This window comes from Agrobacterium sp. K11, assembly GCF_059429395.1.
The window spans coordinates 16,690-41,127 of the sequence record NZ_JCAHRB010000007.1 but is presented as its reverse complement, the minus strand read 5'-3'; the positions used below and the strand labels follow the sequence as shown (position 1 = coordinate 41,127).

The 24,438-nt window shown below is 58.1% G+C and carries 27 protein-coding genes and 2 tRNA genes; 11 read left to right on the top strand and 18 right to left on the bottom strand.

What is annotated here, in order from left to right:
• Position 1 precedes the first annotated feature (1 nt).
• Positions 2 to 76: transfer RNA gene (locus tag AC5SEO_RS13980), tRNA-Asn, on the bottom strand.
• A 176-nt stretch (positions 77 to 252) separates the two neighbouring features.
• Here AC5SEO_RS13980 and AC5SEO_RS13975 point away from each other — a divergent pair.
• A complete protein-coding gene (locus AC5SEO_RS13975) occupies positions 253 to 531 on the top strand; it encodes a hypothetical protein (protein WP_013635921.1) in 279 nt (92 codons plus the stop codon).
• A gap of 3 nt (positions 532 to 534) precedes the next feature.
• Here the strand turns inward: AC5SEO_RS13975 and AC5SEO_RS13970 are convergent, their stop codons facing one another.
• Complete coding sequence (locus AC5SEO_RS13970; RefSeq protein ID WP_003512591.1) at positions 535 to 1,179, bottom strand: exopolysaccharide biosynthesis protein; 645 nt, start codon at positions 1,177 to 1,179, stop codon at positions 535 to 537.
• Between the two features lie 517 nt (positions 1,180 to 1,696).
• Between AC5SEO_RS13970 and AC5SEO_RS13965 the strand changes: the two genes are divergently transcribed.
• From AC5SEO_RS13965 to AC5SEO_RS13935, 7 genes are all read left to right on the top strand, one after another.
• Positions 1,697 to 2,284, top strand: a complete 588-nt coding sequence (locus AC5SEO_RS13965; protein WP_003512594.1) for a YqaA family protein — start codon at positions 1,697 to 1,699, stop codon at positions 2,282 to 2,284.
• 138 nt (positions 2,285 to 2,422) lie between these two features.
• Complete coding sequence (locus tag AC5SEO_RS13960) at positions 2,423 to 2,977, top strand: dual specificity protein phosphatase family protein (protein WP_003512595.1); 555 nt, start codon at positions 2,423 to 2,425, stop codon at positions 2,975 to 2,977.
• 312 nt (positions 2,978 to 3,289) lie between these two features.
• The gene (locus AC5SEO_RS13955; protein WP_003512597.1) at positions 3,290 to 4,384 is read left to right on the top strand and encodes an ABC transporter substrate-binding protein; all 1,095 of its coding nucleotides are present in this window, start codon (positions 3,290 to 3,292) and stop codon (positions 4,382 to 4,384) included.
• 120 nt (positions 4,385 to 4,504) lie between these two features.
• Positions 4,505 to 5,554, top strand: a complete 1,050-nt coding sequence (locus AC5SEO_RS13950) for a FecCD family ABC transporter permease (protein WP_065658284.1) — start codon at positions 4,505 to 4,507, stop codon at positions 5,552 to 5,554.
• The gene (locus AC5SEO_RS13945) at positions 5,554 to 6,375 is read left to right on the top strand and encodes an ABC transporter ATP-binding protein (RefSeq protein ID WP_113473839.1); all 822 of its coding nucleotides are present in this window, start codon (positions 5,554 to 5,556) and stop codon (positions 6,373 to 6,375) included. The genes AC5SEO_RS13950 and AC5SEO_RS13945 overlap by 1 nt, the downstream gene beginning before the upstream one ends.
• A complete protein-coding gene (locus AC5SEO_RS13940; RefSeq protein WP_065661104.1) occupies positions 6,372 to 6,827 on the top strand; it encodes a pseudoazurin in 456 nt (151 codons plus the stop codon). The genes AC5SEO_RS13945 and AC5SEO_RS13940 overlap by 4 nt, the downstream gene beginning before the upstream one ends.
• A 115-nt stretch (positions 6,828 to 6,942) precedes the next feature.
• Positions 6,943 to 7,440, top strand: coding sequence for a ferritin (locus AC5SEO_RS13935; RefSeq protein ID WP_113473840.1), 498 nt, complete (start codon positions 6,943 to 6,945; stop codon positions 7,438 to 7,440).
• Positions 7,441 to 7,499: 59 nt separating this feature from the next.
• On the opposite strand, the gene AC5SEO_RS13930 is transcribed toward AC5SEO_RS13935, so the two are convergent.
• The 3 genes from AC5SEO_RS13930 to AC5SEO_RS13920 all read right to left on the bottom strand — a co-directional run bounded on the left by AC5SEO_RS13930 (position 7,500) and on the right by AC5SEO_RS13920 (position 8,349).
• Positions 7,500 to 7,703: a hypothetical protein gene (locus tag AC5SEO_RS13930; protein ID WP_013635930.1), complete on the bottom strand. Its 204-nt coding sequence runs from the start codon at positions 7,701 to 7,703 to the stop codon at positions 7,500 to 7,502.
• A 170-nt stretch (positions 7,704 to 7,873) separates the two neighbouring features.
• Entirely contained in the window at positions 7,874 to 8,134 is a 261-nt protein-coding gene (locus AC5SEO_RS13925; RefSeq protein WP_003512603.1) for a hypothetical protein, read from the bottom strand.
• 138 nt (positions 8,135 to 8,272) lie between these two features.
• Positions 8,273 to 8,349, bottom strand: a tRNA-Pro gene (locus AC5SEO_RS13920).
• Between the two features lie 219 nt (positions 8,350 to 8,568).
• On the opposite strand from AC5SEO_RS13920, the gene AC5SEO_RS13915 reads away from it, so the two are divergent.
• The gene (locus AC5SEO_RS13915; protein ID WP_113473841.1) at positions 8,569 to 9,105 is read left to right on the top strand and encodes a DUF1269 domain-containing protein; all 537 of its coding nucleotides are present in this window, start codon (positions 8,569 to 8,571) and stop codon (positions 9,103 to 9,105) included.
• 96 nt (positions 9,106 to 9,201) lie between these two features.
• On the opposite strand, the gene AC5SEO_RS13910 is transcribed toward AC5SEO_RS13915, so the two are convergent.
• The 6 genes from AC5SEO_RS13910 to uppC all read right to left on the bottom strand — a co-directional run bounded on the left by AC5SEO_RS13910 (position 9,202) and on the right by uppC (position 15,084).
• Positions 9,202 to 9,882 carry a hypothetical protein gene (locus tag AC5SEO_RS13910; RefSeq protein WP_113473842.1) on the bottom strand — a complete coding sequence of 227 codons (681 nt, stop codon included), beginning with the start codon at positions 9,880 to 9,882 and terminating at the stop codon, positions 9,202 to 9,204.
• Positions 9,883 to 10,110: 228 nt separating this feature from the next.
• Positions 10,111 to 10,260 carry a hypothetical protein gene (locus AC5SEO_RS13905; RefSeq protein ID WP_003512607.1) on the bottom strand — a complete coding sequence of 50 codons (150 nt, stop codon included), beginning with the start codon at positions 10,258 to 10,260 and terminating at the stop codon, positions 10,111 to 10,113.
• A gap of 78 nt (positions 10,261 to 10,338) precedes the next feature.
• The gene (uppF, locus tag AC5SEO_RS13900) at positions 10,339 to 11,580 is read right to left on the bottom strand and encodes a polysaccharide biosynthesis O-antigen ligase family protein UppF (protein WP_174068290.1); all 1,242 of its coding nucleotides are present in this window, start codon (positions 11,578 to 11,580) and stop codon (positions 10,339 to 10,341) included.
• The gene (gene uppE / locus AC5SEO_RS13895) at positions 11,577 to 13,130 is read right to left on the bottom strand and encodes a polysaccharide biosynthesis glycosyltransferase UppE (protein ID WP_065661099.1); all 1,554 of its coding nucleotides are present in this window, start codon (positions 13,128 to 13,130) and stop codon (positions 11,577 to 11,579) included. The genes uppF and uppE overlap by 4 nt, the downstream gene beginning before the upstream one ends.
• A gap of 221 nt (positions 13,131 to 13,351) precedes the next feature.
• Entirely contained in the window at positions 13,352 to 14,494 is a 1,143-nt protein-coding gene (uppD, locus tag AC5SEO_RS13890; protein ID WP_038490701.1) for a polysaccharide biosynthesis type 4 glycosyltransferase UppD, read from the bottom strand.
• 17 nt (positions 14,495 to 14,511) lie between these two features.
• Positions 14,512 to 15,084, bottom strand: coding sequence for a polysaccharide export protein UppC (uppC, locus tag AC5SEO_RS13885; protein ID WP_003512614.1), 573 nt, complete (start codon positions 15,082 to 15,084; stop codon positions 14,512 to 14,514).
• 209 nt (positions 15,085 to 15,293) lie between these two features.
• Here uppC and uppB point away from each other — a divergent pair, with 209 nt between their 5' ends.
• Complete coding sequence (uppB, locus tag AC5SEO_RS13880) at positions 15,294 to 17,558, top strand: polysaccharide biosynthesis protein UppB (protein ID WP_112674475.1); 2,265 nt, start codon at positions 15,294 to 15,296, stop codon at positions 17,556 to 17,558.
• Positions 17,559 to 17,579: 21 nt separating this feature from the next.
• Here the strand turns inward: uppB and uppA are convergent, their stop codons facing one another.
• Both uppA and AC5SEO_RS13870 read right to left on the bottom strand, forming a co-directional pair.
• Positions 17,580 to 18,812 carry a polysaccharide biosynthesis GNAT family N-acetyltransferase UppA gene (gene uppA, locus AC5SEO_RS13875; RefSeq protein ID WP_174068291.1) on the bottom strand — a complete coding sequence of 411 codons (1,233 nt, stop codon included), beginning with the start codon at positions 18,810 to 18,812 and terminating at the stop codon, positions 17,580 to 17,582.
• Positions 18,813 to 18,910: 98 nt separating this feature from the next.
• Positions 18,911 to 19,123: a DUF2842 domain-containing protein gene (locus tag AC5SEO_RS13870; protein WP_003512618.1), complete on the bottom strand. Its 213-nt coding sequence runs from the start codon at positions 19,121 to 19,123 to the stop codon at positions 18,911 to 18,913.
• Between the two features lie 227 nt (positions 19,124 to 19,350).
• Between AC5SEO_RS13870 and AC5SEO_RS13865 the strand changes: the two genes are divergently transcribed.
• On the top strand, positions 19,351 to 20,469 hold the full coding sequence (locus AC5SEO_RS13865; RefSeq protein ID WP_003512619.1) for a COX15/CtaA family protein: 1,119 nt from the start codon (positions 19,351 to 19,353) through the stop codon (positions 20,467 to 20,469).
• Between the two features lie 6 nt (positions 20,470 to 20,475).
• Here AC5SEO_RS13865 and AC5SEO_RS13860 read toward each other — a convergent pair whose 3' ends face one another.
• The 5 genes from AC5SEO_RS13860 to rplM all read right to left on the bottom strand — a co-directional run bounded on the left by AC5SEO_RS13860 (position 20,476) and on the right by rplM (position 24,355).
• Positions 20,476 to 21,321 (bottom strand): aminoglycoside phosphotransferase family protein, encoded by an 846-nt coding sequence (locus AC5SEO_RS13860; RefSeq protein ID WP_174068292.1) that lies wholly within the window; start codon positions 21,319 to 21,321, stop codon positions 20,476 to 20,478.
• Positions 21,322 to 21,331: 10 nt separating this feature from the next.
• Positions 21,332 to 22,264 carry an N-acetyl-gamma-glutamyl-phosphate reductase gene (gene argC / locus AC5SEO_RS13855; RefSeq protein WP_019565461.1) on the bottom strand — a complete coding sequence of 311 codons (933 nt, stop codon included), beginning with the start codon at positions 22,262 to 22,264 and terminating at the stop codon, positions 21,332 to 21,334.
• A gap of 71 nt (positions 22,265 to 22,335) precedes the next feature.
• On the bottom strand, positions 22,336 to 23,289 hold the full coding sequence (speB, locus tag AC5SEO_RS13850; protein ID WP_113291481.1) for an agmatinase: 954 nt from the start codon (positions 23,287 to 23,289) through the stop codon (positions 22,336 to 22,338).
• Positions 23,290 to 23,420: 131 nt separating this feature from the next.
• On the bottom strand, positions 23,421 to 23,888 hold the full coding sequence (gene rpsI / locus AC5SEO_RS13845; protein WP_003512631.1) for a 30S ribosomal protein S9: 468 nt from the start codon (positions 23,886 to 23,888) through the stop codon (positions 23,421 to 23,423).
• A 2-nt stretch (positions 23,889 to 23,890) separates the two neighbouring features.
• Entirely contained in the window at positions 23,891 to 24,355 is a 465-nt protein-coding gene (gene rplM, locus AC5SEO_RS13840; RefSeq protein ID WP_003512633.1) for a 50S ribosomal protein L13, read from the bottom strand.
• Positions 24,356 to 24,438: the final 83 nt, after the last annotated feature.

Sequence of the window (24,438 nt, the reverse complement as noted above, 5' to 3'; positions counted from 1 at the left end):
ATGGCTCCCCGGGCCGGATTCGAACCGGCGACCTGTCGATTAACAGTCGAATGCTCTACCGCTGAGCTACCAGGGAACGTGCGCTGCTTGGCGCGGTGTGAGCGGGGTAATACAAATGCTTTTCCGATTTGCCAAGCGCTTTTTTCAAAAAAAACGCATTCATCTTGTTTTATCTCGCCGGAGTCCCGATTTTCCGGGCTTATCGACGGTGAAAAAATTATCCACAGGCCAGATGTTAAAGGGCAGTATGGAATGAAATTTGGAATGGACCACAGAACGGGTCGTCTCAATCTCGGAAAATGGAGCGTTGCCATGCCGCGTTCGCGCGTCGGCAGGATCGCCACCGGCTCGGCGCTGGTGGTGGGCGGAACGCTCGGGTTTTTGCCCATCCTCGGTTTCTGGATGGTCCCGCTTGGTCTTATCGTGCTTTCCCACGATTTGCCGGCGGTTCGCCGCAGGCGGCGGCGGCTGGCAGTCTGGTGGGCATCGCGACGCAATGGTCGCAACACCCGCAATAGAGGTGGACAATAAGTCTCAGCCGCCCATCGAGCTGCTGAGGCCCTGTCCAGCCCAGAAGGCGGCATAGGCGAGTGCTGCAAAATAAATCGCTGTCAGGATGAGAAACAGATACCCGCCGAGAACGGTCACACCGTCCCTCTGGATCATACCCGCCGAAAAAAGCAGGATGGCGACGCCAGGCAGGGTGTTGGAGAAGGGAATGAAGCCGAGCGGCATCATCAGCAACACGCCAGCGGTCATCAGCGCAAGTCCGTTTACTCTATTGGCGACGATGCCCGCCGTCAGCGCCGGAAGGCGCGGGCGGATGAAGCGATCGAGCCTGGAGACGATGGCGACGCCTTTCTGCAGTGCCGGTACCAGCTTTGCCGTTTCCATCTGCCGGTCGAGAATCCTGGCCGGCAGCCATGGCAGACGGTTGAGGGTGATGGCGAGACTGACGAGAATGATCGCTGCGCCAAACACGGTGCTGACGCCGGGAATGGAGACCGGAATGAGGAAGGGCAGGGAAGCTATGGCACAGATGAGCAACAGGCCCTGTTCGCCGATTGCCTCCATCAGCTCGCGCAATGTGATCGTCTGACCTTGCAGTTTCCCAATCAGCTTTTCGAGCGTGGTGCTGAGCTTTTCAGACGTATCAGTGAATGCGAATTCGTTCGACATTAGGCTTCCCGGAAGTTGCTTTAACTCCGGGTTTGATAACATTCATCCGGCCAAATGCCTACCGCCGATGGAAAATCAGCGTCTTTTCGGACCGGTGCTGCTGCCCGCCTTTGTCAGTGGGAAACCCAGCTGCTGTAGGCGCCTGCGAGAAGAACAATCAGCAGGATGACGAGTATGACCGGATTGATCGACGTAATGAAGCTTACATAGTCCATGATAACTTCCTCCTCTTTCCGCCACACCTTATTCTACCGCAAAAAGGCCGGTTTATCTACCTGAGGGTGAAATTTCGCATCGCAGCAACCATTCGCCGCTGCGGTCTGGAATTGTTTGTTTTTCTCATTTGCCGCAACGCAAAAAATAAATCTTCTAACATTTGCCATTCTCTTGCGTTGTCTCTAATCCTGATTTGGCGGCGGTCGATAGTCAGACCGTCCGCCGCTGACAAAACGCCACTGAGATGCCTTGGCTCCCGCCTTGCCTTCGGTCTAAAACGATCTTCCCCCGGGGACATGAAATGCTGAAAAACATCTATGCCTGGACGATGGCGCTTGCCGCGCGCAAAAGCGCCGTGTGGTGGCTGGCGATCGTGGCCTTCGTCGAAAGCTCCGTCTTCGTTGTGCCGGCGGATGTGCTTTTCCTGCCCATGGTCCTGGCAAAGCCAAAAAAGGCGATGTTTTATGCGCTCGTCGCAACGGTCGCTTCCGTTCTCGGTGGCATTGCCGGCTGGTTTCTCGGCCACTATGCTTTCGAGAGTATCGCGCGGCCAATTCTGGAATTTTACGGCAAGCTGGACAGCTTCGAGCAGCTCAAGAATTCGGTAAATTACGAGACCATCATTCTCCTGCTGGTGACATCGGGCTTTGCGCATCTGCCGCCGATCAAGGTTGTCACCATCCTCTCCGGTGCGGCCAATATCAGCCTCGGCCTGTTCATTCTCTCGGCTGTCGTCACGCGCGGCGCGCGCTTTTTCATCCTCGCCGGGTTGCTGCAAAGATACGGTGAACCGGTGCGCCACTTCATCGAAAAACGCCTTGGTGTTATTGCCGCCGCTGTGGCCGCAGCGCTCATCGCCATCTATGCGGTCTACGTTTTCGTGCGCTGACGAAACGCAGTTTTTCTACTCTTACAATACTGTCGCATAACTTTCAGCCTACTGTCAGAATCCAGCTGTATCGGTTGTCTCGTCCAATGAGAGAACCGATTTATTATGCGAAGATTATGGAAGTGCTCCTTGGGGGGCATGGGTATTGCTGTGCTTGCCGCAGGCGGTTATCTCCTCGCCATCCAGCTTCTCGGCAACTTTCACGAGGTGGTGGCAGGGCAGCTTTACCGCTCCAACCAGCCAAGCAGTGAGCAGCTGGTCCGCTATACCAGGGACCATGGCATCAAGACGGTCATCAATCTGCGCGGAGAGAATGAATCCGAGGACTGGTACAAGGATGAGATCAAAACCTCGCGCGAGCTTGGGTTGACCCATATCGATTTTGGCATGTCAGCCCGCCACGAACTCGACATGACCAAGGTGAACCAGTTGGTCGCGATCATGCGTGATGCGCCGAAGCCCATCCTCATCCATTGCAAGTCCGGTGCGGACAGGACAGGCCTTGCGACCGCGCTCTATCTCGGCCGCGTCGCGTATCTCGGTGAAAAGGCGGCTGAGAGCCAGCTTTCCGTCCGCTACGGCCATATCGGCATCCCCTATCTGTCTGAGACCTATGCCATGGACCAGACCTGGGAAAATGTCGAACACATGTCGATCGCCGACGACTTCACAATTGCTTCAAACGAGTTTTGAAAACGGTCGGGCATAACGTCCGCAAAATTGCTGATCGATCTCCTGAAGCGGGATTTTGCGTTTTGTTCTGATCGCGCAACGGTCGGGACGGGGCCCAAACGCTTGGTTTCTTAACTGTTGAGTTCTCAACGACGCAGCCTGTCTTTCATCAGGCGACCCGCTTTCTCCCTCTCGAGGTTCGTCGGAAATCACATTTTTTGTCTATATATTAGTAACTTATGCGATCCAACAATTAAGTTGACTCTTTAAATCATCTTTTATAGAGCGACGTTGTTTCAACTTCTGGATCGCATCATGACCCCAAAATCATTTATGAGCGGCCTTGCCGCATCGCTCTTATCTATTCTCTTTACCGCCCCTTATGTAATGGCTGAACAAAAGACCATCACAGATGTCATCGGACGCGAAGTGAAGGTTGACCTTCCAGCAAAGCGCGTTGTTCTCGGTTTCTACTTCGAGGACTACATGGCGGTCGGCGGCGAGAAAGCCTATGATTCCGTCGTCGGCATTTCTCGCGAAGCCTGGGAAGGCTGGGTACCCGCCAACTGGAAGATGCATCTCGCGCATCGCGCCTCGCTTGCCGACATTGCCGATGTCGGTGAAGTGGAAGCGCAGACTTTCTCGGTCGAAAAAGTGTTGAGCCTCAATCCCGATCTGGTCATTCTGGCAGACTGGCAATACAAAGCGCTTGGTCTCGATGCCGATCGTCTGGAAGAAGAGGGCATTCCCGTCGTCGTCGTCGACTACAACGCCCAGACGGTCGAGCGGCACGTCGCCTCGACCCGGCTTTTTGGCGACCTGACCGGCCAGGAGAAGCGTGGCAAGGAAATTGCCGACTTCTATGCCAGTTCGCTGAAAGAGGTAGCTGATCGGGTCGCCAAGTCCGGAAAGCCGAAACCGAAGGTCTATGTCGAGTTCGGCAACAAGGGCCCGGCCGAATATTCTTTCACCTACGGCAAGAACATGTGGGGCGCCATGTCCACGGCGGCTGGCGGCGACAACATTGCCGCTCCCTTCGTCGAATGGTGGGGACCGATCAATCCAGAACAGGTTCTGGCGTCCAAGCCTGACGCCATCTTCATTTCCGGTCGCGAAAACAACAAGAACCCGGCAGCGTTGCCAATGGGACAGGCGGTGAAGGCGGCAGACGCAGGCGAGAAACTCAAGGCATTTGAGGCCCGTCAGGGCTGGAGCGAATTGCCCGCCATCAAGAACGGCCAGCTGTTCGGTGTCTACCAGGGTGCGTCGCGCACGCTCTCCGATTTCGCCATGGTTCAGTACATCGCAAAGCAGCTATATCCCGAGCAGTTCAAGGATGTCGATCCGATCGCCAACTATCTCGGCTATTACAAGAAGTACCTTCCGGTAACGCCTCAAGGCACTTTCGCCATCGCCGTCAAGGATTGATATCGCGCTTGCCTGTGGCGGCGCAGAAACGTGCTTTCTTCGCCGCCACAGTGGCGAAATCTCGCGAACGCCGCCGTTGCGGCGTCCGCTTTTCCAGACAGTCCTTTCAGGCAGGTTTTCATGACAATTGCTGCCCGCAACGCCGAGGCCATCGGTGCGCACCGGCTGCGCGAGCGCCGTCGCTGGCGTGTCGTCTCTATCTTCTTCGTATTGATGGCAGTGAGCCTCGTTCTCGATATCGCCACTGGTCCTTCGCTGCTGTCGCCCGCCGAAGTGGTGAAGTCGCTGACCGGCCTTGGCGAACGGGCCGCCATGACCGATTCCATCGTGCGGGGCCTTCGCCTGCCCATGGCGTTGATGGCGCTTGCCGTCGGTGCGGCACTCGGAGCAGGCGGCGCGCAAATGCAGACCCTGCTCAATAATCCCATGGCGAGCCCCTATACGCTCGGTATGGCCGCAGCGGCCGGTTTCGGTGCGGCGCTGGTACTGGCGCTTGGCGGTCTTGGGCTGGATGCCATGATTGCCGTTCCGCTGGGCGCGTTCGTCTTTTCCATGCTCGCAGCACTTTTTCTCTTCACGCTGGCCTCCATGCGGCAGATGACGACCGAAACCATCATTCTCGGCGGCATCGCGCTTCTTTTCCTGTTTCAGTCGCTGCTGTCGCTCATCCAGTTCCTGTCCTCACCGGAGCTGTCCCAGCAGATCCTTTTCTGGCTGTTCGGCAGCCTGACCAAGGCGACCTGGCCGACGCTTGGCCTGACCGCTGCCGTGACCGCCCTCTGCTGCGCCCTGCTGATGGCGGATTGCTGGAAGCTGACCGCGCTCAGAATGGGGGAGATGCGGGCGGCAAGCCTCGGCATCAATGTCCGCTGGCTGCGCATGAAGGTTCTCGTCATCGTCGCCATCATGACCGCGACGGCCACCAGCTTCGTCGGCGTCATCGGTTTTATCGGGCTGGTCGCGCCGCATATCGCCCGCATGACCGTGGGCGAGGATCAGCGCTTCTTCCTGCCCATGTCGGTGCTGAGCGGCGCGCTGATGCTGTCGGCTGCCTCGATCCTCTCCAAATCGATCGTTCCCGGTGCGCTGTTCCCGGTTGGCATCGTCACGGCCATTGTCGGCGTGCCGTTTCTGATGTGGCTGATTTTCGCTCCGAAGAGGCGCGGCTGATGATGGTTCTCGATTCTATTTCCGCCGAGCGCGGCGGACAGACTGTCGTGAAAGGGCTGTCGGCGCGTCTGGAGGCGGGACATATTCATGCCGTCATCGGCCCAAACGGAACGGGCAAGACGACCCTTCTGAGAGCGATCTTTGGCGATCTGCCACTTGCTGCCGGTTCGATCAGCCTCGGCGACCGCTGCCTTCGGGCCGGGGAGCGGGCGGGGCGGTATATAAGGCAGTGGCGCGATGGCTTTGCCTACATGCCGCAGGACACCACGGCCGATATTGCGCTCAGCGTGCTAGAGGTGGTGGCACTCGGCCGGTTCGGGCGTCTGTCGTTGCATATTGACGACGAGACGCTCGACCTGGCCATGACACGCCTGCATCAGGCGGGCATAGCGCATCTGGCGGGCAGGGAGATCGCCTCCCTCAGCGGCGGGCAGCGGCAGATGGCGCTTTTCGCGCAGGTTCTGATGCGCGAGCCGCAGTCGATGCTGCTGGACGAGCCGGTCAGCGCGCTGGACCTCAAACATCAGGTGGCGCTTCTCGATCTGGTGCAGCAGGAAACCCGCGCCAACGGCTGGGTAACGCTGGTCGTGCTGCATGATCTCAACCTCGCCTGCCAGTATGCCGACAACCTGCTGGTGATTTCCGATGGCGCATTGAAGGCGACCGGCGCGCCGGGAGATATCGTCACGCCGAAGCTCATTTCCGAGACCTACGGGGTGGCGGTGGAAGTTCTGCGGGACAGGCGCGGCAATCCCGTCATCCAGCCGGCTGGCGACCCGCTGCCCGAACATTTGAAAACCCTTGAAGGAATAATTGCATGAAACGATTTTTGATGACGTTTGCCGCGGCTTTGGCCGTAACCTTCTCTGTCGCGCCGTCCTTTGCTGCCGAACACAAGGTGCTGATGCTCAATTACGGCACGGACGGCAGCATGGTGTTTGAGCCTTCCTATGTAAAGGCAGAGCCCGGCGACACCATCACCTTCGTGCCGCAAAATTCCAGCCATTACGTGCAGTCCTATGCCGTTCCGGAAGGCGTAACGCCGTGGAAAGGCAAGCTCGATGAGGCCTTCACCGTTACCGTCGAGAAGGAAGGCGTCTATCTCTATTATTGCCCACCGCATCTGATGATGGCGATGATCGGTGTGATCCAGGTCGGCAAGCCCGTCAATCTGGAAGCGGTCAGGCAAAAGGCGGAGAAGCTGCGCCCCAAACTGGTCATGAAGGGCGAAAGGCTGGACGCGGCTCTGGCACAGGTAACGCCGGCGCAATGACGCCATCTCCGTGCTCGACCGGATGGGACGCTCGATCCCCTTATCTCGCTCGCCGGGTGTGTGAAGCAGCCCGCACGAAAAAAATGGCTGCAATCACCATAACAAGGATAAACCAATGGCAAATAAACTAGTCGAAACGACATTGAACGACCTGCTCAACGGCGAATTGCGCGCCCACCACGCCTATCTTCAGGCAGCCGCCTGGGCGGCTGAGCGCAATCTCGATGGTTGCTACAAGTTTCTGCTTGGCCATGCTGCCGAAGAGCTGGTGCATATGCACCGCATCTTCAGCTTTCTGAACGATCTCGGAGCTCCAGTTATTTTCACCGAGCTGCCTGCCCCACAGGTCACCGCAAACGATATCAAAGGGTTGTTTGCAATTGTCGCGCAACACGAATCGCGTGTCACCGCCGCCATCAACGCGGCGGTTGATCTCGCTCGGTCTGAAAAAGACCATGCGACCACATCCTTCCTGCAATGGTTCGTGAACGAACAGCATGAGGAGGACAGCCTGTGCCGCACGATAATGGGCAAGATCGAGCTGATCGGTGACGGTCCCAATGCGCTTTATCTGATTGACCGCGAAATCGGCGAACTGGCTGAAAAGGCCTGAAAGCTGCGCAGCATTCACTGATATTCCACAAGCTGCATCAAACGCAGCTTGTGGCTGGTTCAGTCACTTCCCAAATCCGGCGTCCATCCACGCGTATAGCCTTTTCCCATGATGGCAACCGCAAGGGAAAGCTGTTCCTGCAAATGTTCGATTTCGCCCAGCAGCGTTTCAACAGCCGCCTTCGCATCGCCATCATGACACTGGATGACATATCCAGCTATGTCGTCAGGCCGTACAGGGGTGATTTTTTCCGCATCGGGCATATCGGTTGACCTCTCGTTTGTTCACTAAATGTTCTAATTTTAGCAGAGAGTCAACAAGGCAAATGCGTGCCGTCTCTGGACGGTCACAGGCTTTGCAATAAGAGTATATTTCTGGAATTATCGTTGAATGCACTCGCGCCCGCCACAGCCTCGCACCGCAGTGTCAAGCGTCAATGAACGGATGGATCTTCGCCGTCCAGGAAGCTGCGAATTCCATCTTTCTCACAGGTGGCCAGGAATTCTTCCCAGGCGTCCTTGTCTGTCGTGAAAGGTTCTTCCCAGGTGGTGACATCATCATGCTCGCTGATAACCTCGAGCGTCCAATCCTGCTGGGTGCCAGCCGGCCGGTAGATATCAACCAGAACCGTGATGCCGTCGTCTTCAAATTCGCCCGAGAATTCCGAGTGTTCAATTTTTGTTTTTTTGACCATCACAGCACACCTCGTTCTCAGGCTTGGATAAACGCACACCCACACCGCATCTTGTCAATTCGCGCATGGCGCCGGCGAGAATGTGGCTGAAAAAATTATAGCCAGCTCTGGGGGAACTGGCTATCTATCTGTTTTTAATGGTCGGAGCGGCGGGATTCGAACCCACGACCCCTTGACCCCCAGTCAAGTGCGCTACCGGGCTGCGCTACGCTCCGAACCTGAAAGCCGTTTATATATAAGCCTGTTAGGGCGCAAGCGGAAAATAGCCTTTTCTTGAAAAAAGGAACAAAGGCTGTGGACGGTGGGTAGGGGACTTTCTTCCCGAAGATGTTGCCCGTCAAACGCGTGACACATCATCCTTCCATCATGGCGGGAACCTGCCGTGTTCTTTGGCGTTCCAATCTAAGCGAAACTGAAATTCAGGGAGATGAAACATGTCCGAACTCGTCGTTGTCGGTTTTGACGGAACGGAAGAGGCCGACCGGGTCCTTCTGAAACTTGCTGGAATGAAAAAGGAATATCTGGTCGATCTGGAAGATGCCGTCGTCGTCGTTCGCGATGAAAACGGCAAGGTGCACCTGAAGCAGAGCGTCAATCTGACGGCGATCGGTGCAAGCTCCGGTTTTCTCTCCGGTGGTCTCTGGGGCGGTCTCGTTGGCCTGCTGTTCCTCAATCCGCTCGCGGGATTTGCGATCGGCGGCGCGATCGGTGCGGGAACGGGTGCGCTTGCGGGGTCGCTGACGGATTACGGCATCGACGACGATTTCATCAAATCTCTGGGTGAAGCCATCCCGAATGGTTCTTCGGCGTTGTTCGTGCTGATCCGCAAGGTGCAGCCGGAAAAGGTGATGGCGGAACTGGAAGGTCTTCGTGGGCGGGTCATCAAAACCTCGCTTTCGCCAGAGCAGGAAGCACAACTGCAAAAGGCGCTTTCCGGCGGAACGGAACAAGCGGCAGCACCTGCCGTCTGAACGATGCAGAGAGACAATGCTGCGGCATGATTCATGTCGCAGCAGATCTACGAAAGTGCGGCGGCGCTCTTTGCGACCCGCGCCGGAAACGTTGGCTTAAACCGTCAGGGTTCCGGTTTTCGCCTGCGGCCAGGTCAGATAATAATACCGACTGCCGACATTGCCAAAAAATGCATTGTCGCCGGAAGTACTGTCGACATAGGCGCCACCGGTGGTCTTGGCATAAGCGGAACCATCGCGCTTGAGGTGGTCCTTCAGAAAATCGCTCCAGCCGGTCGTGGTGATCTCGGTTGCCGGTTTTGAGGTGGTTGTCTTGTCGGCCTCCACGTCCCAGGCTTTTATCTTTGCGCCTTCGGTCGGATCGGAGACTGTCAGCGTTCCAGCGGCCAGCGCTTCCAGCATTGCCTTGGCTTGCGTAGATTTGCTCGGATCCTTGGAGAGTTCTTCCAGCGTCGCCTTCAGGCTTGTCATGAAACTGGCCTGTGTAATGTCGCCGGATGGCGCCTGTGTGCTGGTGTCGTCGGTCTCCGCGTCATTGCCGGAGACTTGCGCATATTGCGCCAGAAGCTGTGTCAGCCGCGTATTGGTGGAGGAGGGCGAGGTGTCGATCCCATAGGAGTCGAGGATCGCAGTTCGTGGCGAGGAGGTCGAAGCGGAATTGTCCTCCTGCTCCTTGATGGCCTTGAGTGCGAGTTTGGTGGAGTTGATGCGTGTGGACAGGTCGACGGAGGAGACCATTGCGCTCACTGTTTCCATGATCAGGCCGATACACGTCATGCATACCGAACCGGCTCGGCGAAGATTCTCGATCCCGCCTTTCGTCTCCTCTCATAAGAAGACCGGGTGTATCCCCAGCCGTCTCAAGCTTGGGATACACCCGGTCTAATAGCCGAACTTTGCGCGACGCTTGCGGACATATAGTGCGTCTCTAATGAAACGAAGCGTTGGACGCACTCAATGCCTTGGTTTCAGTCATGAAACCGCTACGCATTTTACTGGAAGTGCTCAGTTTTCCTGCACGGAAACACCGTTCGGGCCGATATTCATCTCGATCCCCTTCGGTTTGCTTTCTTCGTGCCAGACATACGCTCCAAGGCCGACAAGAACCACCAGGAGTGCGCCAATGATGAAATAGAGATTGTTCGTCTGCGTCATAGGATGTCTCCCCGTTTGACAATCATGATCGCGGGCTAAACGCATGAAATAATGTAAGGTTCCGTAAGGGTAAGGACTTTATGTGGCACTTCTGCTTCGGCGCAGGCTTTCGCGCTTTTCCAGAGCCATGCATCCCCACAATATGCCGAGCAGCAGGAAGAAATGCCGCCAGTGGTCGGTGTCAATGACGTTGCCGATCATCACATGCCCGACAAAGGTTACCCAGGAAATGATGAGAAACGGCTGCCAGGGCCGCTGGCGCAGCAGCAGTTTGAAACAGGCGGCAATGGTCCAGCAGATCAGCGTGAGATAGATGACGAAGCCGAACCAGCCATGCGTGGTCAGGCTCTTCAGCCAGATATTATGTTCCGCGGCGGGAAAGATGTCGTCGAACACCATGGGGCCGATGCCGAGCGGATGTTCCATCGCCATCAGGAAACCGAGATAGTGGCGGGCAAAACGTCCGAGATGGCCGCCATCATAGGATTGCACCGCCGAGGCGCGGCTGGAGAACAGGTCTGCTACCTGCTTGAATTGCAGGGCGATGATGACGGCTGCCACCATCAATGCCACGGCGACGAGAAACAGAACGAGGATTTTCAGCCGGAATGCCGCCGTACGCTCTTTCAGCAGCATGACGAAAACCAGAAGCACTGCCGAAAACAGGAAAAGGCCCCATGCGGCGCGTGAAAACGACAGGAACACGGCAAGAGACAGAATGAGCAGGCCAAGGATCCGCCATGGCGTATGCATCGCCTTGCCGGAGAGCAGGCCGTAAATCAGGTACAGCGACGGCGTCACCAGGAAGGGGCCGAAGACGTTCGGGTCCTGAAAGGCGCCCTTGGCGCGATCATAAAGGGTAAAGACCTCGAAACCGGGAATGGCGTGAAAATAACCGATGATGCCGAGCAGGGAGGTAATCAACGCTGCGGCGAGCCAGGCCCGGAAAATCAGCAGCAGCCGCTGGTGCTTGTCCTCGATGATGGCAGCATAAAAAACCGAGGTCAGCGCCAGAAAGGTCGATACGGCGAGATAAAGCGGCCCCTCGTCGAGATTGGCCATGGTGGTGAGCGAAAGATAACCGCCGACATTGAAGGCAAGCAGCAGGCACAGAAGCAGGACGACGGTGCGCGAAAGGCGCAAGCCCAGCAGGAACCAGATGGCCACTTGCCCTACCATCATCAGCTCATAGGGCGCCGGTTCGGAAATCACGAAGCCGGAAAGAAAGACGCCGAAGGCAATGAAGAACGCGCCGACCAGCCGCATGGCGGCAAGCGGTGCGTCAAAATCCGGTGCGTGCTGGTAACCGGTGTGGGTCAATAGGCATTTTCCGATTTGAGCAACCGGATCGGCGTCAGGAACAGGATCTTGAGATCGAGAAGCAGCGACCAGTTCTCGATATAATAGAGATCGTATTCGGTGCGGAACTTGATCTTGTCGCCGTGGTCGATCTCACCACGCCAGCCATTGATCTGCGCCCAGCCGGTAACACCGGGCTTGACCTTGTGCCGGGCAAAATAATGCTCCACCACCTCGGTATATTTCAGGTCGCCCGTCTGGGCGTGCACGGCGTGCGGACGCGGCCCGACCAAAGAAAGATCGCCGTAAAGAACGTTGAAAAGCTGTGGCAGCTCGTCCATCGAGGATTTTCGCAGGAATCGCCCGACCGGCGTGACGCGCGGATCGTTTTTCGTGACCGCCTTTTTCGCCGTGGGGTCGCTGAGTTCCGTATACATGGAACGGAACTTCCAGACATTGATCGTTTCATTGTTGAAGCCATGACGCTTCTGCTTGAAGAACACCGGGCCTTTGGATGTCGTCTTGACGGCAATCGCCGCGCCCAGCATCACCGGCCACAACAGAACGATACCGATAATGCTGAAAACGATGTCGAACACCCGTTTCCCGACCGAATCCCAGTCGCGTATCGGCTTGTCGAACACGTCGAGCATCGGCACCGCGCCGACATGGGAATAGGCGCGGGGGCGGAAACGCAATTTGTTGGCATGCGCCGCGATGCGGATATCGACGGGTAGCACCCAAAGCTTGCGCAGGAGCTGGAGGATACGCGCCTCGGCACTGAGCGGCAGGGCGATGATCAGCATGTCGAGCTTCGTCAGGCGGGCGAATTCCACCAGTTCCGCGAAGGTGCCGAGCTTGGGGTAGCCGGCAACCACATCGGGCGAACGCTCGCTTTTCCGGTCGTCGAAAATGCCGCAGATGCGGATATCATTGTCCGTTTGCTGTTCGAGCGAGCGGATGAGGTCCTTGGCGGCATCGCCGCCACCGACGATCACGGCGCGACGCTCCATCACGCCGTTGCGGCCCCAGTGGCGAATGGCGAAGCCGAGGATCAGCCGTCCGGTGAAAATGGCGATTGCGCCGGTGGCGTACCAGATGGCAAAAGTCTGCCAGGAATGCAGCGCTTCTGGCAAAAACAGGAGAAGGATGCCGGCGACGGTGACGAAGGACAGGCAGACGGCGCCCTGAATGCGGGCAAACATTTTCAGCGGCGCGCGCAGCGTCGGCAACTGGTAACAGTCGCCGGCCTGCAAAAGAAACACGCAAACCGCCGCGCCCAGCACCCCAATGCCGAAAACCGCAAGAAAGGTTTCAAGCCCCTGCCGGGCAGCGATGCCATTGACGATGGCCGCGGTGATCGCCAGCATCGAAAATTCGAGAAGACGCAATTGGCCGATGACCATGTTTGGCGAATGGTTGCCGGCGCGAAGCTGGTTGGCGATCTGCCGTGCAAGTGGATTGAGAACAACGCTTTCCGATGCGGAAGGCTCACCCGTATCGCGCTCGGAGATTTGCTGGCGCAACGTTGCCAGATCGAATTCAAGTCTTCCCTTGTCAGCCTTGGTCATTGCTTTGGTCCGCACCCTCCAGCCCATCGGCCCGAAAATCGGAATCGATTTTCGAAGGGAACGATGCGCAACTTCAAAGTGGTAGAGCACAGTTTTCGCATCCGTGCGGATACGTGCGCTCTACGAGCAGGAAACTAGCCGAAACATGCTAAGAAACGTTTATGATGAGTTTCTACAGGACGGCGGAATATACAATTAAAAATCGTGTTTTTGAAATGTTTCTAGAGCGAAAGCAGGTGACGATAGAGCTTCATCATGTCGTCGGCCATGACAGGCGTTGAAAATTTCGCCTTGAAGCTGTCGGGGCGGGGCATCACCCGTTTCCCCCAGTCCGGGCTCTCGGCATCCTTGACCATTATCTTTGCCAGCGCATCGGCGTCTCCAGCCGGAACGAGCGCCTCGCTGTCTTCTCCCAGAACCTCAGCTATGCCTCCAACATGCGAGGCGATGACGGTTTTCCCCGCAGCAAGCGCTTCCAGCACGATGTAAGGCATCGCCTCGGCGCGTGAGGGAACGACAACAGTCGTCGCCAGCGCAAATGCCTGTCTGGCGGGCATGGCGGCGTGCATGGAAATGCGCTGCGAAAGTCCGGCCTTGGCGATCATATCAGCATATTTGTCCCTGTCCGGCCCATCGCCCACAATGACGCCGGACATGGGCTGGCCGATGCTGCGTTCCATCTTGGCGAATGCCTTGATGAAGATGTCGGGCCCCTTCAGGTCACGCAACATGCCGATATAGAGAAAGCGCGCTGCCCCTTCGCGGGTGGGCACGGTTTCAAACTCGCTTTCCTGCACGCCGTTATAGATCATCGCCGTGCGGGTGCGTGGTTTGCCGACCTTGGTTTCGTAGGTTTCCTGTTCGAAATTGCAAACGAAACACAGGGCGTCCGTGAAATGCTCCTGAAACCGCTCAATACGCAGGAACAGCTGCCCTTTAAGGCTTTTACGATCGTAATGCAGGCTGCCGCCGTGCGGCGAATAGAGGCGGGCTACGCGATACTTGTTCACCCGCAACAATGAGCCGATCAGCCGGGCCAGAGCGCCACCCTTGGCGCTGTGCCCATGCAAAATATCCGGCCGCAAACTTTTGATATGGTTGTAGGACTTAACGAGCGCCCACAGGTCGCCGGGGCTGATCGACCGCTTGATCGGCAGGCGGGTCAACCCTAGCTCCAGCATCGGGGCGATCTGCGCGAAAAGCCGTTCCTCATGCGCGCCGCCGGTCGAACTATCACAGACGATGCCGACCTTGTGGCCCTGCTTGACGTGTTCTTCGATCAGGTCGCGGACATGGCGGAACACGCCACCGACGGGAGAGCGGAAACAGTGAATGATGCGCAGGGGAGGACCGTCATCCGCCATGTCAGCCGCTCCGTTTTTCAGAAGAAGCGTTCACGCACATAGACCGTATCGCCCGCAAGAATTGGTGCGGTGATCCCGATCCTGCCGGTCATCACCTCGGTATTGATCTTGCGGGTGATATCGACATCGGCCTGATTGGCGCGTGGCGTGAAGCCGCCGGCGATGGCGATGGCGTTCTGCGCCGTCATGCCCGGCACGTAGGAATATTGGCCGGGACGGCCGACTTCGCCCATGATGAAGACGGGGCGATAACGATCGATCTCGATCGTCACATCGGGATCGCGCAGATAACCCTGACGCAACTTGGCGGCAATGGCGGCTTCGAGCTGCGGCAGCGTCTTGCCTCGGGCGGGAACCTGACCGACAAGCGGGAAGGCGACATAACCAGCCTGATCGACCGTATAGGTATTTGTCAGCCCGGTCTGTTCGAACACGTTGATGCGCAGCCTGTCACCGCTATCGACATGATAGGGCTGCAGGGCGCCCTCGTGAAACGCCTTGGGCGCAGGTTGATATGCCGCGCAACCGGAAAGGGCCGTTAGAACGGCAAGCGTCAGTGCGGTGACATGTCGTGATCCGGCGAGCGGCATCTCATCTGGCTCCGAGTCGAACTATGAGCATTCTTATCGTTCTGTTAGGGTTAATGGGCGGTAAACAGCCAGTCGCAAGGATGGTAATATCGGCTTTATTTCGTGGGCTTCGTCACAATTAACTGTTGTGTTACCGGAAAGACTTAAACTTCGCGAAAATTGGCCTCTATATTTGAGCGCCCGAGGTGTATCTCGGTTACGGAGCCCGTATGAACGGCGATCGCATTGATGACAGAGATGTGGATATCGATCTCGCGCGGCTCGTCGCTGCCATATGGCAGCGCAAGGGCAGGATAGCGGCGATCACGCTGCTTGCCGGGGGCGCCGCCTTCGTTGTCGCAAGCATGATGTCGCCCGCTTACAAGGGCGAGGCGCGCGTCCTCATCGAATCGCGCGCGGCCTCCTTCGGTGCGTCGCAGCAGTCGAATGCGCCCGCCGAACCCGTGCTCGATGAATTGACGATCTCCAGCCAGGTGCAGATCCTGCAATCGGTCGACCTTATCAAGCAGGTCGCGAAAGATATGAAGCTTTATGAGCGGCAGGAGCTTGACCCGGCGGCGCGTCCTTCTCTCGTCTCGAAGCTGCTGGTTGCTGTCGGCGTCAAGAAAGATCCGCAGCAGGTGCCGCCAGAGGAACGGATACTGAAAGCGTTCCAGGAGAGGTTGCAGGTCTACCAGGTCGAAAGCTCGCGCGTCATCACGGTCGAGTTCTCGTCCGAGGACCCCATGCTTGCGGCAGCAGTCCCCAACGCGATGATGAAGGCCTATATCGCGCTGCAGAGCGGCGCGAAACTGGACACAAGCACGGAGGCGGCACGCTGGCTGGAGCCGGAAATCGCCAGTCTGCGTGAGAAGGTTCGCGATGCGGACAGGAAGGTCGCGGATTACCGCGCCTCGTCCGATATTCTGTCGGCAGGGCAGGGCGAAACGCTCGCCACCCGGCAACTCAGCGATATCTCGACCGAACTTGGCCGTATCCGCGGCGAGCGGGCGAATGCGGAGGCGCGGGCAGAAGGCGTGCGCAACGCGCTTTCGAGCGGCCGCCCACTCGATACTTTCCCCGACGTCGTCGCCTCGCCGATGATCCAGAGACTGAAGGAAAGCGAGGCTGCCATGCGCAGCCAGATTTCCGATCTGTCTTCCTCGCTGCTGGAAGGCCATCCGCGTATCAAGGCGCTGCGCAGCCAAATTGACGGCATACAGCGGCAGATTCAGGAAGAGACCCGCAAGGTGCTCGCAAGTCTCGAAAACGAGGCCAATGTGTCCCGCCTGCGGGAGCGGCAACTGGTTCAGCAGTTGAACGTGCTGAAAACGGAAAGTGTACGCGCCGGTGAGCAGCAGGTTGGCCTCAACGACCTGGAGCGCGAGGCCTCGGCTCAGCGCCAGCTTCTTGAAACCTATCTCGCCCGTTACCGCGAGGCGACGTCGCGCGCCGGTTCAGCCGAATCCACGCCCGCCGATGCCCGCGTGATTTCAACTGCAGTGGAGCCGCGCGAACCCTATTTCCCGAAGACCGGCGCCATCACCATTGTCGTCACGCTGGCGGCCTTCCTTCTCTCCTGCATCGTCGTCATGCTCGTGGAACTGTTCACCGGGCGGGCGTTGAAGCCGGTTGGCAAGACCCATGTCCCGCCGCTGTCCGATCCGCCACCGCCCGCCAAAGCGCGTGCTGACACGAATGAGACATCGGATACGCCGGAGCAACCGCTTCCCGCACGTCAAGAGGATGCGACGCCTGCGGTTCGTTCCATGCCTGCCGCTGCCCGCCAGTCCGTTGTCGAACAGGAAGCGCAGATACCGGTCGCGGCCGTTGCTGCCAAATCGGCCCTGCCGGTTGCAGACGCCGTCGCTGCGAAAGTGGACACTGCGGAAGAAGAGATCGACAACGCCGACAATTTCTCGATCGACTCCGTCGCGTCTTTCCTCGCCACCCGTCTTGCCAAATCCGTCGCAGCGGTCGTGTCTCCAGCTGGTGATAGTGGTTCGACCACCACCGTCATGCTGGCGCGCGCCCTGTCCGAAATGGGCCGTTCGGTCGTTCTCGTCGATATGACGGCATCGGCCTGTCCGACGCGCCTGATGGCGCCTGAGACCGGACTTCCGGGCGTCATGGACCTTTTGGCGGGTGCCGCCGCCTTTGGCGAAACCATTCACGGCGACCGGCTTTCCGATGCCCATATCGTGCCGCGCGGCAATGCGCAGCCGCGTGAGGCCATGCGCGCGATCGACCGGTTGACCATGATCCTCAGCGCGCTTTCCGACGCCTATGACACGGTTCTCGTGGAGTGCGGCGCGGTGCAGATATCGAGCCTTGAGAAAATGCTGCGCAATCTGCCGGCGGAAATCGTTGTGTCCGTTCCCGGTAATGATAGCGAATTGCTGGAAAAGACCCTCGGAGAACTGGTTGCCCACGGCTACGAGCAGGCATTGCCGATGACCGGCATGCGCAAACCGGACCGTCTTAGCGCCGCCTGACATGCTGCGGCCGATAACCGGTCAGTCGGCGGCGGGCGTTGCGTCCATGCTCGGCCGGCCGGCGCGGAAACGCTGAATGAACGCATAGAGTGCCGGATTGGATTTGATCAGGCTCTTTGTCCGGGCAATGGCAACGTAGGCCGAGGCCGCCGCGCGGCCCTTCAACGTCATCGGCAGGAAAATATCATGCTGCACGGTGAAAAGCGGACACCAGCTGCGCTTGTAGGGCTGGTCGCCGACGCCGAAATCGAAGATCGCCGCATTTTCACTGCAAGCCCGTTCGATCATCAGCCAGAACAGCAGCTCACCGGGGCTGATTTCCGCGAAGGTCTCATCGATAGAACCGAACTGGCAGATAATGTGATCCTGCTTGCGCGAAAGGCCGGATATGGCAGCGATGAAACCTTCATTTTGACCATGCAGACGAATGGCGTGTAGTTCCAGAAGACTGTCTGTGCCGATCTCCGGAAAATTTGCGAGGTCATAGAAAAAGTCTTTTACCGATTGATCGCGAAAAACATCCGGAATGCCCTGCGATGCGAACCGGGCTGCCTTCTGCCGGAAAAACGTCTGCAATAATTCGCACTTTTCCCGTGGCGAACGGGCGATCACATGGCTGTAACCACCCATTTCCTCGGCTCTTCGGCTCTGGATGCGGAATTTCTTCCGGCGCCTCTTGGCGTTGATCTGCCGAAGCGTGCTCTCAAAATTTGCCAGTAAGGGAATCTGGAAGGCCGGGTTCTGGTTTTCGACTGATGCCAGATGCGAGAGCGGGTTGGCCCTGCCGCGCCAGATCAGCGGTATGTTCTGCAAGGCCAGAATATCCGCCTGGCCACGCAGCAGCTTTCGCGCTTCGCGGGCAATGGCTGCCGCCGTTTTGTGGCTGGCTGCTTCGGCGAAGGACCGGTCGAAAAGCCCGGTATTGATATTGTTGAAACGACCGCCGGGAAAACGTGCCTTGCGGATGCCGCCTTCCAGAACGATTTCGAGCGGCAGCAGGAACACGGTCTTTCCGCTTTGCCTGCCGCGAATGATGAGGAGGGGTCTGTCCTGCGTTTGCGCCCAGATGGAGCACCAGCCGTAACCCTGATGCAGCGAATTGAGCGGGTCGCTCTCCAGCTGTTCCCAGTCGGCGCGGATAGTGGAGGCATCGTCGACGAGATCGATAGCCAGGCGATCGGCGCCCCGCCGCTCGTTTTGCACGGCGGCTGGTCCTTCACCCTCGCTGACTATGACCGGCGCTTCAGCCGCCATCCACGCTCTCCGGTTGTTTCGGTGAGACTATATCGTTGAGCGGCAAACAAGAGGTTTATAAAATTGCGACCTCTGGATGTCCCGTAGAAGGCAGGTGCCTATTCCTGTTTTTTGGAGCCGGCCATCCATTTGATGACCAGCATGGCGGGCAGTATCCACAAAAGCCCACTCAGCACGAAGTAGGCAAGATGCACCCACCATGGAGATTGCGCCAGCGTCGCCGACGCGATGGCCGTCGCCGCTACGGCGTAGATGACGACGAGGCAGATGATGACGATGGTGCCGATGAGCGATCTGAGGCGAGGGTGCATGAAATCTTCCGTAACCGAGCATGTATCCCAAAAGTGTCATCGGTTTTGGGGAAAAGACATGCGTAAAACAAAAAATCTAGATCGTCTTGGTGATTCGAAGCAGAAACAGGACGATCTAGTGTCTGGCGAAACTATACCGCCGCGACCGGATGCCGCAAACCCTGAGGCCTTGTTTTGTTGTGCCGGTTGGGGCTAATCAACATGACTGTATGATGGAGACCTCAAAGATGCATTCGAGCGGCATGACGATGGCAAATGGTTCTGCGGAAATGGTGGTGGAGGCTGCCCTGCAGAAACAGGAGAAGGATCGCCGCCTGCTGCGCATCTGGCTGCGCGTCGTTCTCTTCACGCTGTTCTGTCTCGTGCTTGTCGGCGGCGCCACGCGGCTGACCGAGTCTGGCCTGTCAATTACCGAATGGAAGCCCATCCACGGCGCCATTCCGCCGCTTTCCGTTGCCGAATGGGAAGAGGAATTCCAGCTTTACAAGCGTATTCCCCAATATCAGGAAATCAACCGGGGCATGTCGCTCGATGAGTTCAAGACGATTTTCTGGTGGGAGTGGGCGCATCGACTGCTTGCCCGCGCCATCGGCCTCATCTTCGCCCTGCCGCTAGCCTTCTTCTGGCTGACCGGCCGCATCGAAAGGCGCTTGCGCCTGCCGCTCATCGGCCTTCTGGGGCTTGGCGGCTTTCAGGGCTTCGTCGGCTGGTGGATGGTGTCTTCCGGCCTCGTCAACCGTACGGATGTCTCGCAATATCGCCTGGCAACGCATTTGACGATCGCGTGCCTCATCTTTGCGGGCTGCATGTGGATATTGCGCGGCCTGTCGCACCATTCGCCCGATGCTGCCAATGAAACGACCGGCCGCCGTTTTGCCGCGCTGCTGACCTTCCTCTGTCTGTTCCAGATTTATCTCGGCGCGCTGGTGGCGGGGCTGAATGCCGGCCTGTCCTACAACACGTGGCCGCTGATGGACGGCTCCCTGGTGCCCGGCGATCTTTTCCTGCAACAGCCCTGGTGGATCAACCTGTTCGAAAACCCGAAGACGGTGCAGTTCGTCCACCGCCTCGGCGCCTATACGCTGTTTGCCGCCACGCTGTGGCATATGGTGTCCTTGGCTCGCGCCTTGCCCGGCACGCCGCATGCCCGCCGCGCCGTACTGTTCTTCGTGTTGATCTCCATTCAGGCGGCGCTCGGCATCACCACGCTTCTGATGCATGTGGACATTCATGTGGCGCTCGCCCATCAGGGCATGGCGCTGCTGGTGCTTGGTTTTGCAGTCGCCCATTGGCGAGGCTTCCTCGGCGAATACCCGGCACCTGTAGCGGTTGAGATCAGGGACTGAAAACCCTTAAAATTGCTTCAGGACAGATTTGATGGTTGTCGCGACGGCCAGTTCGTCGTCGCGTTCGCGCGTGTTGCCATCTTCCTCGTGCCATGCTGCCGAAAGGCAGCCGTAGGCGAAGGCATATTGCAGAAGCACCCGTTCGTTCCGTTTGAGCGTTTTCGCAAGAATCGACGCCATGGAGGCGATGCGTGCCTCGCTGCGTGTCAGATCGAAGCGGTCGAGTGGATTGGAGAACATGTTGGCGACGTCGAGTGCTTCATCGCCGATCAGGCCTGCCGGGTCGATGATGATCCAGCCACGCGCACTGCGCATGATGTTTTCGTGATGCAGATCGCCGTGCAGCGGTCGAATATTGCTTTGGTGCCCGATAAGCTCCTCGGCAAGTGAAGCGGCTTCGATATAGGGGCTGTCGAAGCCTTCGCTGCAATCGTGCTCGGCTTTACGGAACAGACTTTCGAAATATTGCGGCAGCGTCAGCAGGCTTGCTGGTGGCGTCTGCGTTGAAGGCTGGTGATAGTGAAGGAGAACATCGGCGGCGATTGCGGTCGTGGCATCATCGTCGCCGTCGCGAAAAAGCACGTCGCGCAATGTCTCATTGCCGGCATGTTCCATGAGCAATATGTCGTCGGAGCGATCGAGCAGCTTCACGCAGCCGACACCTGCCCGCCATTCGATGAAATCCGCCCCGCGAAGGCTGTCTTTCAGAACCTTGTGTTTAAGTACCTTGGCGATGGCAAGGGAACCATTGCCAAGTCTGACTTCGTAAACCACCCCGGCAGGCGTATCGGCAATCTGTTTTGCGGCCTCGATATTCCACGAGGCCGGAAAAAAGGGGATAGCTCGGCTCACGCAGAAAGCCTCATGCCGAGAGCATCAGCTCCATGTTCTGGACAGCCGCACCCGATGCGCCCTTGCCGAGATTGTCGAGCAGCGCGACGAGATTGATGTGTTCGCCGCCCGGCGTGCCGAAGACGAACAGCTTCATCGTGTCCTTGCCCGCCAGTTCCTCGGCATCGATGCGGGACAGCCCCTTGCTTTCGGCAAGCGGAACGACGCTGACGATGTCCTGTCCGGCATAATGGGCGGTGAGCGCGGCATGCACGGTCTCGATGGTCGCGCCGTCCTTGAGGTCGGCGGCAAACAGCGGAACCTGCACGATCATGCCCTGCGGGAAGCGCCCGACGGAGGGTGCAAACAGCGGGGCGCGGTCCAACTGGCCGTGAATGGTCATTTCCGGCACGTGCTTGTGTGCAAGCGTCAGGCCATAGAGGAAGTTGTTGGCACTGATCGCATCGTCCCTGCTCTGATCTTCCATCTGCGCGATCATCTGCTTGCCGCCGCCGGTATATCCGGACACGGCGTTGACGCTGACGGGATAACCATCGGGCAGAATGCCGGCGGCGCGCAGCGGACGCAGAAGGCCGATCGCACCGGTCGGGTAGCAGCCCGGATTGGCGACGAAGCGGGCGGAACGAACCTTTTCGCCCTGTTCCTTGTCCATTTCGGCAAAACCGTAAGCCCAGTCCTTATGGATACGATAGGCGGTCGAGGTGTCGATGATGCGGACATTGTTGTTGCCTGCCACCATGGTGACAGCTTCTCTGGAAGCATCATCCGGCAGGCAGAGAATCGAAATGTCGGCGTTGTTGAGCATGTCCTCGCGGATAGCGGCGTTGCGGCGCTCTGCTTCGGGAATGGACAGCAACTCGATATCGCGGCGACCAGCAAGGCGCGTGCGGATCTGCAGACCCGTTGTGCCGTGTTCGCCATCGATGAAGATCTTCGCTGTCATGTCCTTGTCCTGACTTTTCAGAGGGTTGCGAGTGTAATCGGATTCAGTTTGCTAAGCGCCCGGGCGTCGGTTCAGCCGGCCTTCGCCAGCCGTTCGGCGCGCAGGCCAAGCATATACATTGCAACGGTCGCTCCGGCAATGGCAGTGATATCAGCATGGTCGTAAGCGGGCGCGACCTCCACCACGTCGGAGCCGCGAATATCGAGCTGGCCGAGTCCGCGAAGGACGGACAATATCTTGGCGCTTGTCGGCCCACCGGCCACAGGCGTACCGGTTCCGGGCGCAAAGGCTGGATCGAGGCAATCGATATCGAAGGTCAGATAAGTGGGCATGCCTGCCGTGTGCTTGATGATCAGCGAGGCCATATCGCTCGCCCGCATCTCCTCCACCTCGTAACCGTGGAGAATGCGGATGCCGAAATCCTCAGGCGCATGGGTGCGAATGCCGATCTGGATGGAACGATCGGCATCGATCAGACCATCGCGCACGGCGCGTGCCACGAAGGAACCATGGTCAATGCGTTTGCCGTCGTCGAACCAGGTATCCTGATGCGCATCGAAATGCACCAGCGCCAGCGGGCCGTGCTTTGCCACATGCGCCTTCAGCAGCGGCCAGGTGATGAAATGGTCGCCGCCGAGCGTTAGCAGATAATCCGTCTTGGAGATGATCTTGCGCGCTTCCTTTTCGATTGTATCAGGCGTTTTCCAGTGATTGCCGTAGTCGAGCAGGCAGTCGCCATAATCGATGGTCGGCATATGGGCGAAAAGATCGCGGGCGAAGGGATATTGCGGGTCGTTGTCGAAAATCGCGGAGGCGCGGCGGATCGCCTGCGGCCCGAAGCGTGCACCCGGCCTGTTGGATGTCGCTGCATCGAAGGGGACACCCCAGACGGCCGTCGATACGCCCTTGAGGATTTTGGTATATTTGCGCCGCATGAAGGAGAGGACGCCCGCATGGGTCGGGTCGGTCGCAGCCGATGTCAGCGTTGCTGCGGTGAAGGCATGGTCGATGGTTTTTGATGGCATTGATCACCCCATTGCGGTTTGCGCTGAGGGTGCTGTCTTCTCGCCGAAAAAACAAGGAGGATGGCAATGAAAAAAGGCGGAGCCGAAGCCCCGCCTTTTCGAAGTTTTGAACGAACGGTTCCGAGAAGCGATTAGCGCTTGGAGAACTGGAACGAACGGCGGGCCTTGGCCTTACCGTACTTCTTACGTTCGACAACGCGGCTGTCGCGGGTCAGGAAGCCACCCTTCTTCAGAACGGCGCGCAGGCCAGGTTCGAAGTAGGTGAGGGCCTTGGACAGACCGTGACGAACGGCACCGGCCTGACCGGACAGACCCCCACCGGCAACGGTAGCGATGATGTCGAACTGGCCCGTGCGTGCAACGGCAACGATCGGCTGCTGAAGGATCATCTGCAGAACCGGACGTGCGAAATACGTGGTGAAATCGCGGCCGTTGATGATGATCTTGCCAGAACCCGGCTTTACCCATACGCGGGCAACGGCGTTCTTGCGCTTGCCGGTCGCGTAGGAGCGGCCGAGAGTGTCAACCTTGCGGACGTGCACGGGAGCAGAAGCTTCCGATGCAGGGGCGAGGTCTTTCAGAGAGGAAAGATCGGCCATTATCAGGCGCTCCTTACGTTCTTCTTGTTGAGCACGGCTACGTCGAGAACGACGGGCTGCTGTGCTTCGTGCGGGTGGTTCGAGCCGGCGTAAACGCGCAGGTTCTTCATCTGACGACGGCCGAGCGGGCCGCGCGGGATCATGCGCTCGACGGCCTTTTCAACGACGCGCTCCGGGAAGCGACCTTCGATGATCTGGCGAGCCGTACGCTCCTTGATGCCACCCGGGTGACCGGTGTGCCAGTAGTACTTCTTGTCGGCGTACTTGTTGCCGGTGAAGGCAATCTTTTCCGCGTTGATGACGATGACGTTGTCGCCATCATCGACGTGGGGGGTGTAGGTGGCCTTGTGCTTGCCGCGCAGGCGGGTTGCAATGATGGTGGCGAGGCGACCAACAACGAGGCCTTCGGCGTCGATGATGACCCACTTCTTCTCCACCTCAGCAGGCTTCTGAACGAAAGTAGACATGGATTTCACTTTCTAACGTGGACCCGTCATGCTCTTTAAGTAAGAGCATACGGGCGTTTCTTGTTGCTTGGTTTGGTCACCCG

Bases quoted from the DNA above. Each gene is read 5' to 3' on its own strand.
- uppB (WP_112674475.1), top strand. From the start codon at position 15,294: ATGAACGGCGATCGCATTGATGACAGAGATGTGGATATCGATCTCGCG.
- rpsI (WP_003512631.1), bottom strand. From the start codon at position 23,888: ATGGCCGATCTTTCCTCTCTGAAAGACCTCGCCCCTGCATCGGAAGCT.
- AC5SEO_RS13965 (WP_003512594.1), top strand. From the start codon at position 1,697: ATGCTGAAAAACATCTATGCCTGGACGATGGCGCTTGCCGCGCGCAAA.
- AC5SEO_RS13910 (WP_113473842.1), bottom strand. From the start codon at position 9,882: ATGACGTGTATCGGCCTGATCATGGAAACAGTGAGCGCAATGGTCTCC.
- uppD (WP_038490701.1), bottom strand. From the start codon at position 14,494: ATGGCGGATGACGGTCCTCCCCTGCGCATCATTCACTGTTTCCGCTCT.
- AC5SEO_RS13870 (WP_003512618.1), bottom strand. From the start codon at position 19,123: ATGCACCCTCGCCTCAGATCGCTCATCGGCACCATCGTCATCATCTGC.
- uppA (WP_174068291.1), bottom strand. From the start codon at position 18,812: ATGGCGGCTGAAGCGCCGGTCATAGTCAGCGAGGGTGAAGGACCAGCC.
- uppC (WP_003512614.1), bottom strand. From the start codon at position 15,084: ATGCCGCTCGCCGGATCACGACATGTCACCGCACTGACGCTTGCCGTT.
- AC5SEO_RS13950 (WP_065658284.1), top strand. From the start codon at position 4,505: ATGACAATTGCTGCCCGCAACGCCGAGGCCATCGGTGCGCACCGGCTG.
- AC5SEO_RS13940 (WP_065661104.1), top strand. From the start codon at position 6,372: ATGAAACGATTTTTGATGACGTTTGCCGCGGCTTTGGCCGTAACCTTC.
- AC5SEO_RS13930 (WP_013635930.1), bottom strand. From the start codon at position 7,703: ATGCCCGATGCGGAAAAAATCACCCCTGTACGGCCTGACGACATAGCT.
- AC5SEO_RS13960 (WP_003512595.1), top strand. From the start codon at position 2,423: ATGGGTATTGCTGTGCTTGCCGCAGGCGGTTATCTCCTCGCCATCCAG.
- AC5SEO_RS13905 (WP_003512607.1), bottom strand. From the start codon at position 10,260: ATGACGCAGACGAACAATCTCTATTTCATCATTGGCGCACTCCTGGTG.
- AC5SEO_RS13945 (WP_113473839.1), top strand. From the start codon at position 5,554: ATGATGGTTCTCGATTCTATTTCCGCCGAGCGCGGCGGACAGACTGTC.
- uppE (WP_065661099.1), bottom strand. From the start codon at position 13,130: ATGACCAAGGCTGACAAGGGAAGACTTGAATTCGATCTGGCAACGTTG.
- AC5SEO_RS13970 (WP_003512591.1), bottom strand. From the start codon at position 1,179: ATGTCGAACGAATTCGCATTCACTGATACGTCTGAAAAGCTCAGCACC.
- AC5SEO_RS13925 (WP_003512603.1), bottom strand. From the start codon at position 8,134: ATGGTCAAAAAAACAAAAATTGAACACTCGGAATTCTCGGGCGAATTT.
- speB (WP_113291481.1), bottom strand. From the start codon at position 23,289: ATGCCATCAAAAACCATCGACCATGCCTTCACCGCAGCAACGCTGACA.
- AC5SEO_RS13865 (WP_003512619.1), top strand. From the start codon at position 19,351: ATGCATTCGAGCGGCATGACGATGGCAAATGGTTCTGCGGAAATGGTG.
- rplM (WP_003512633.1), bottom strand. From the start codon at position 24,355: ATGTCTACTTTCGTTCAGAAGCCTGCTGAGGTGGAGAAGAAGTGGGTC.
- argC (WP_019565461.1), bottom strand. From the start codon at position 22,264: ATGACAGCGAAGATCTTCATCGATGGCGAACACGGCACAACGGGTCTG.
- AC5SEO_RS13935 (WP_113473840.1), top strand. From the start codon at position 6,943: ATGGCAAATAAACTAGTCGAAACGACATTGAACGACCTGCTCAACGGC.
- AC5SEO_RS13975 (WP_013635921.1), top strand. From the start codon at position 253: ATGAAATTTGGAATGGACCACAGAACGGGTCGTCTCAATCTCGGAAAA.
- AC5SEO_RS13915 (WP_113473841.1), top strand. From the start codon at position 8,569: ATGTCCGAACTCGTCGTTGTCGGTTTTGACGGAACGGAAGAGGCCGAC.
- AC5SEO_RS13955 (WP_003512597.1), top strand. From the start codon at position 3,290: ATGAGCGGCCTTGCCGCATCGCTCTTATCTATTCTCTTTACCGCCCCT.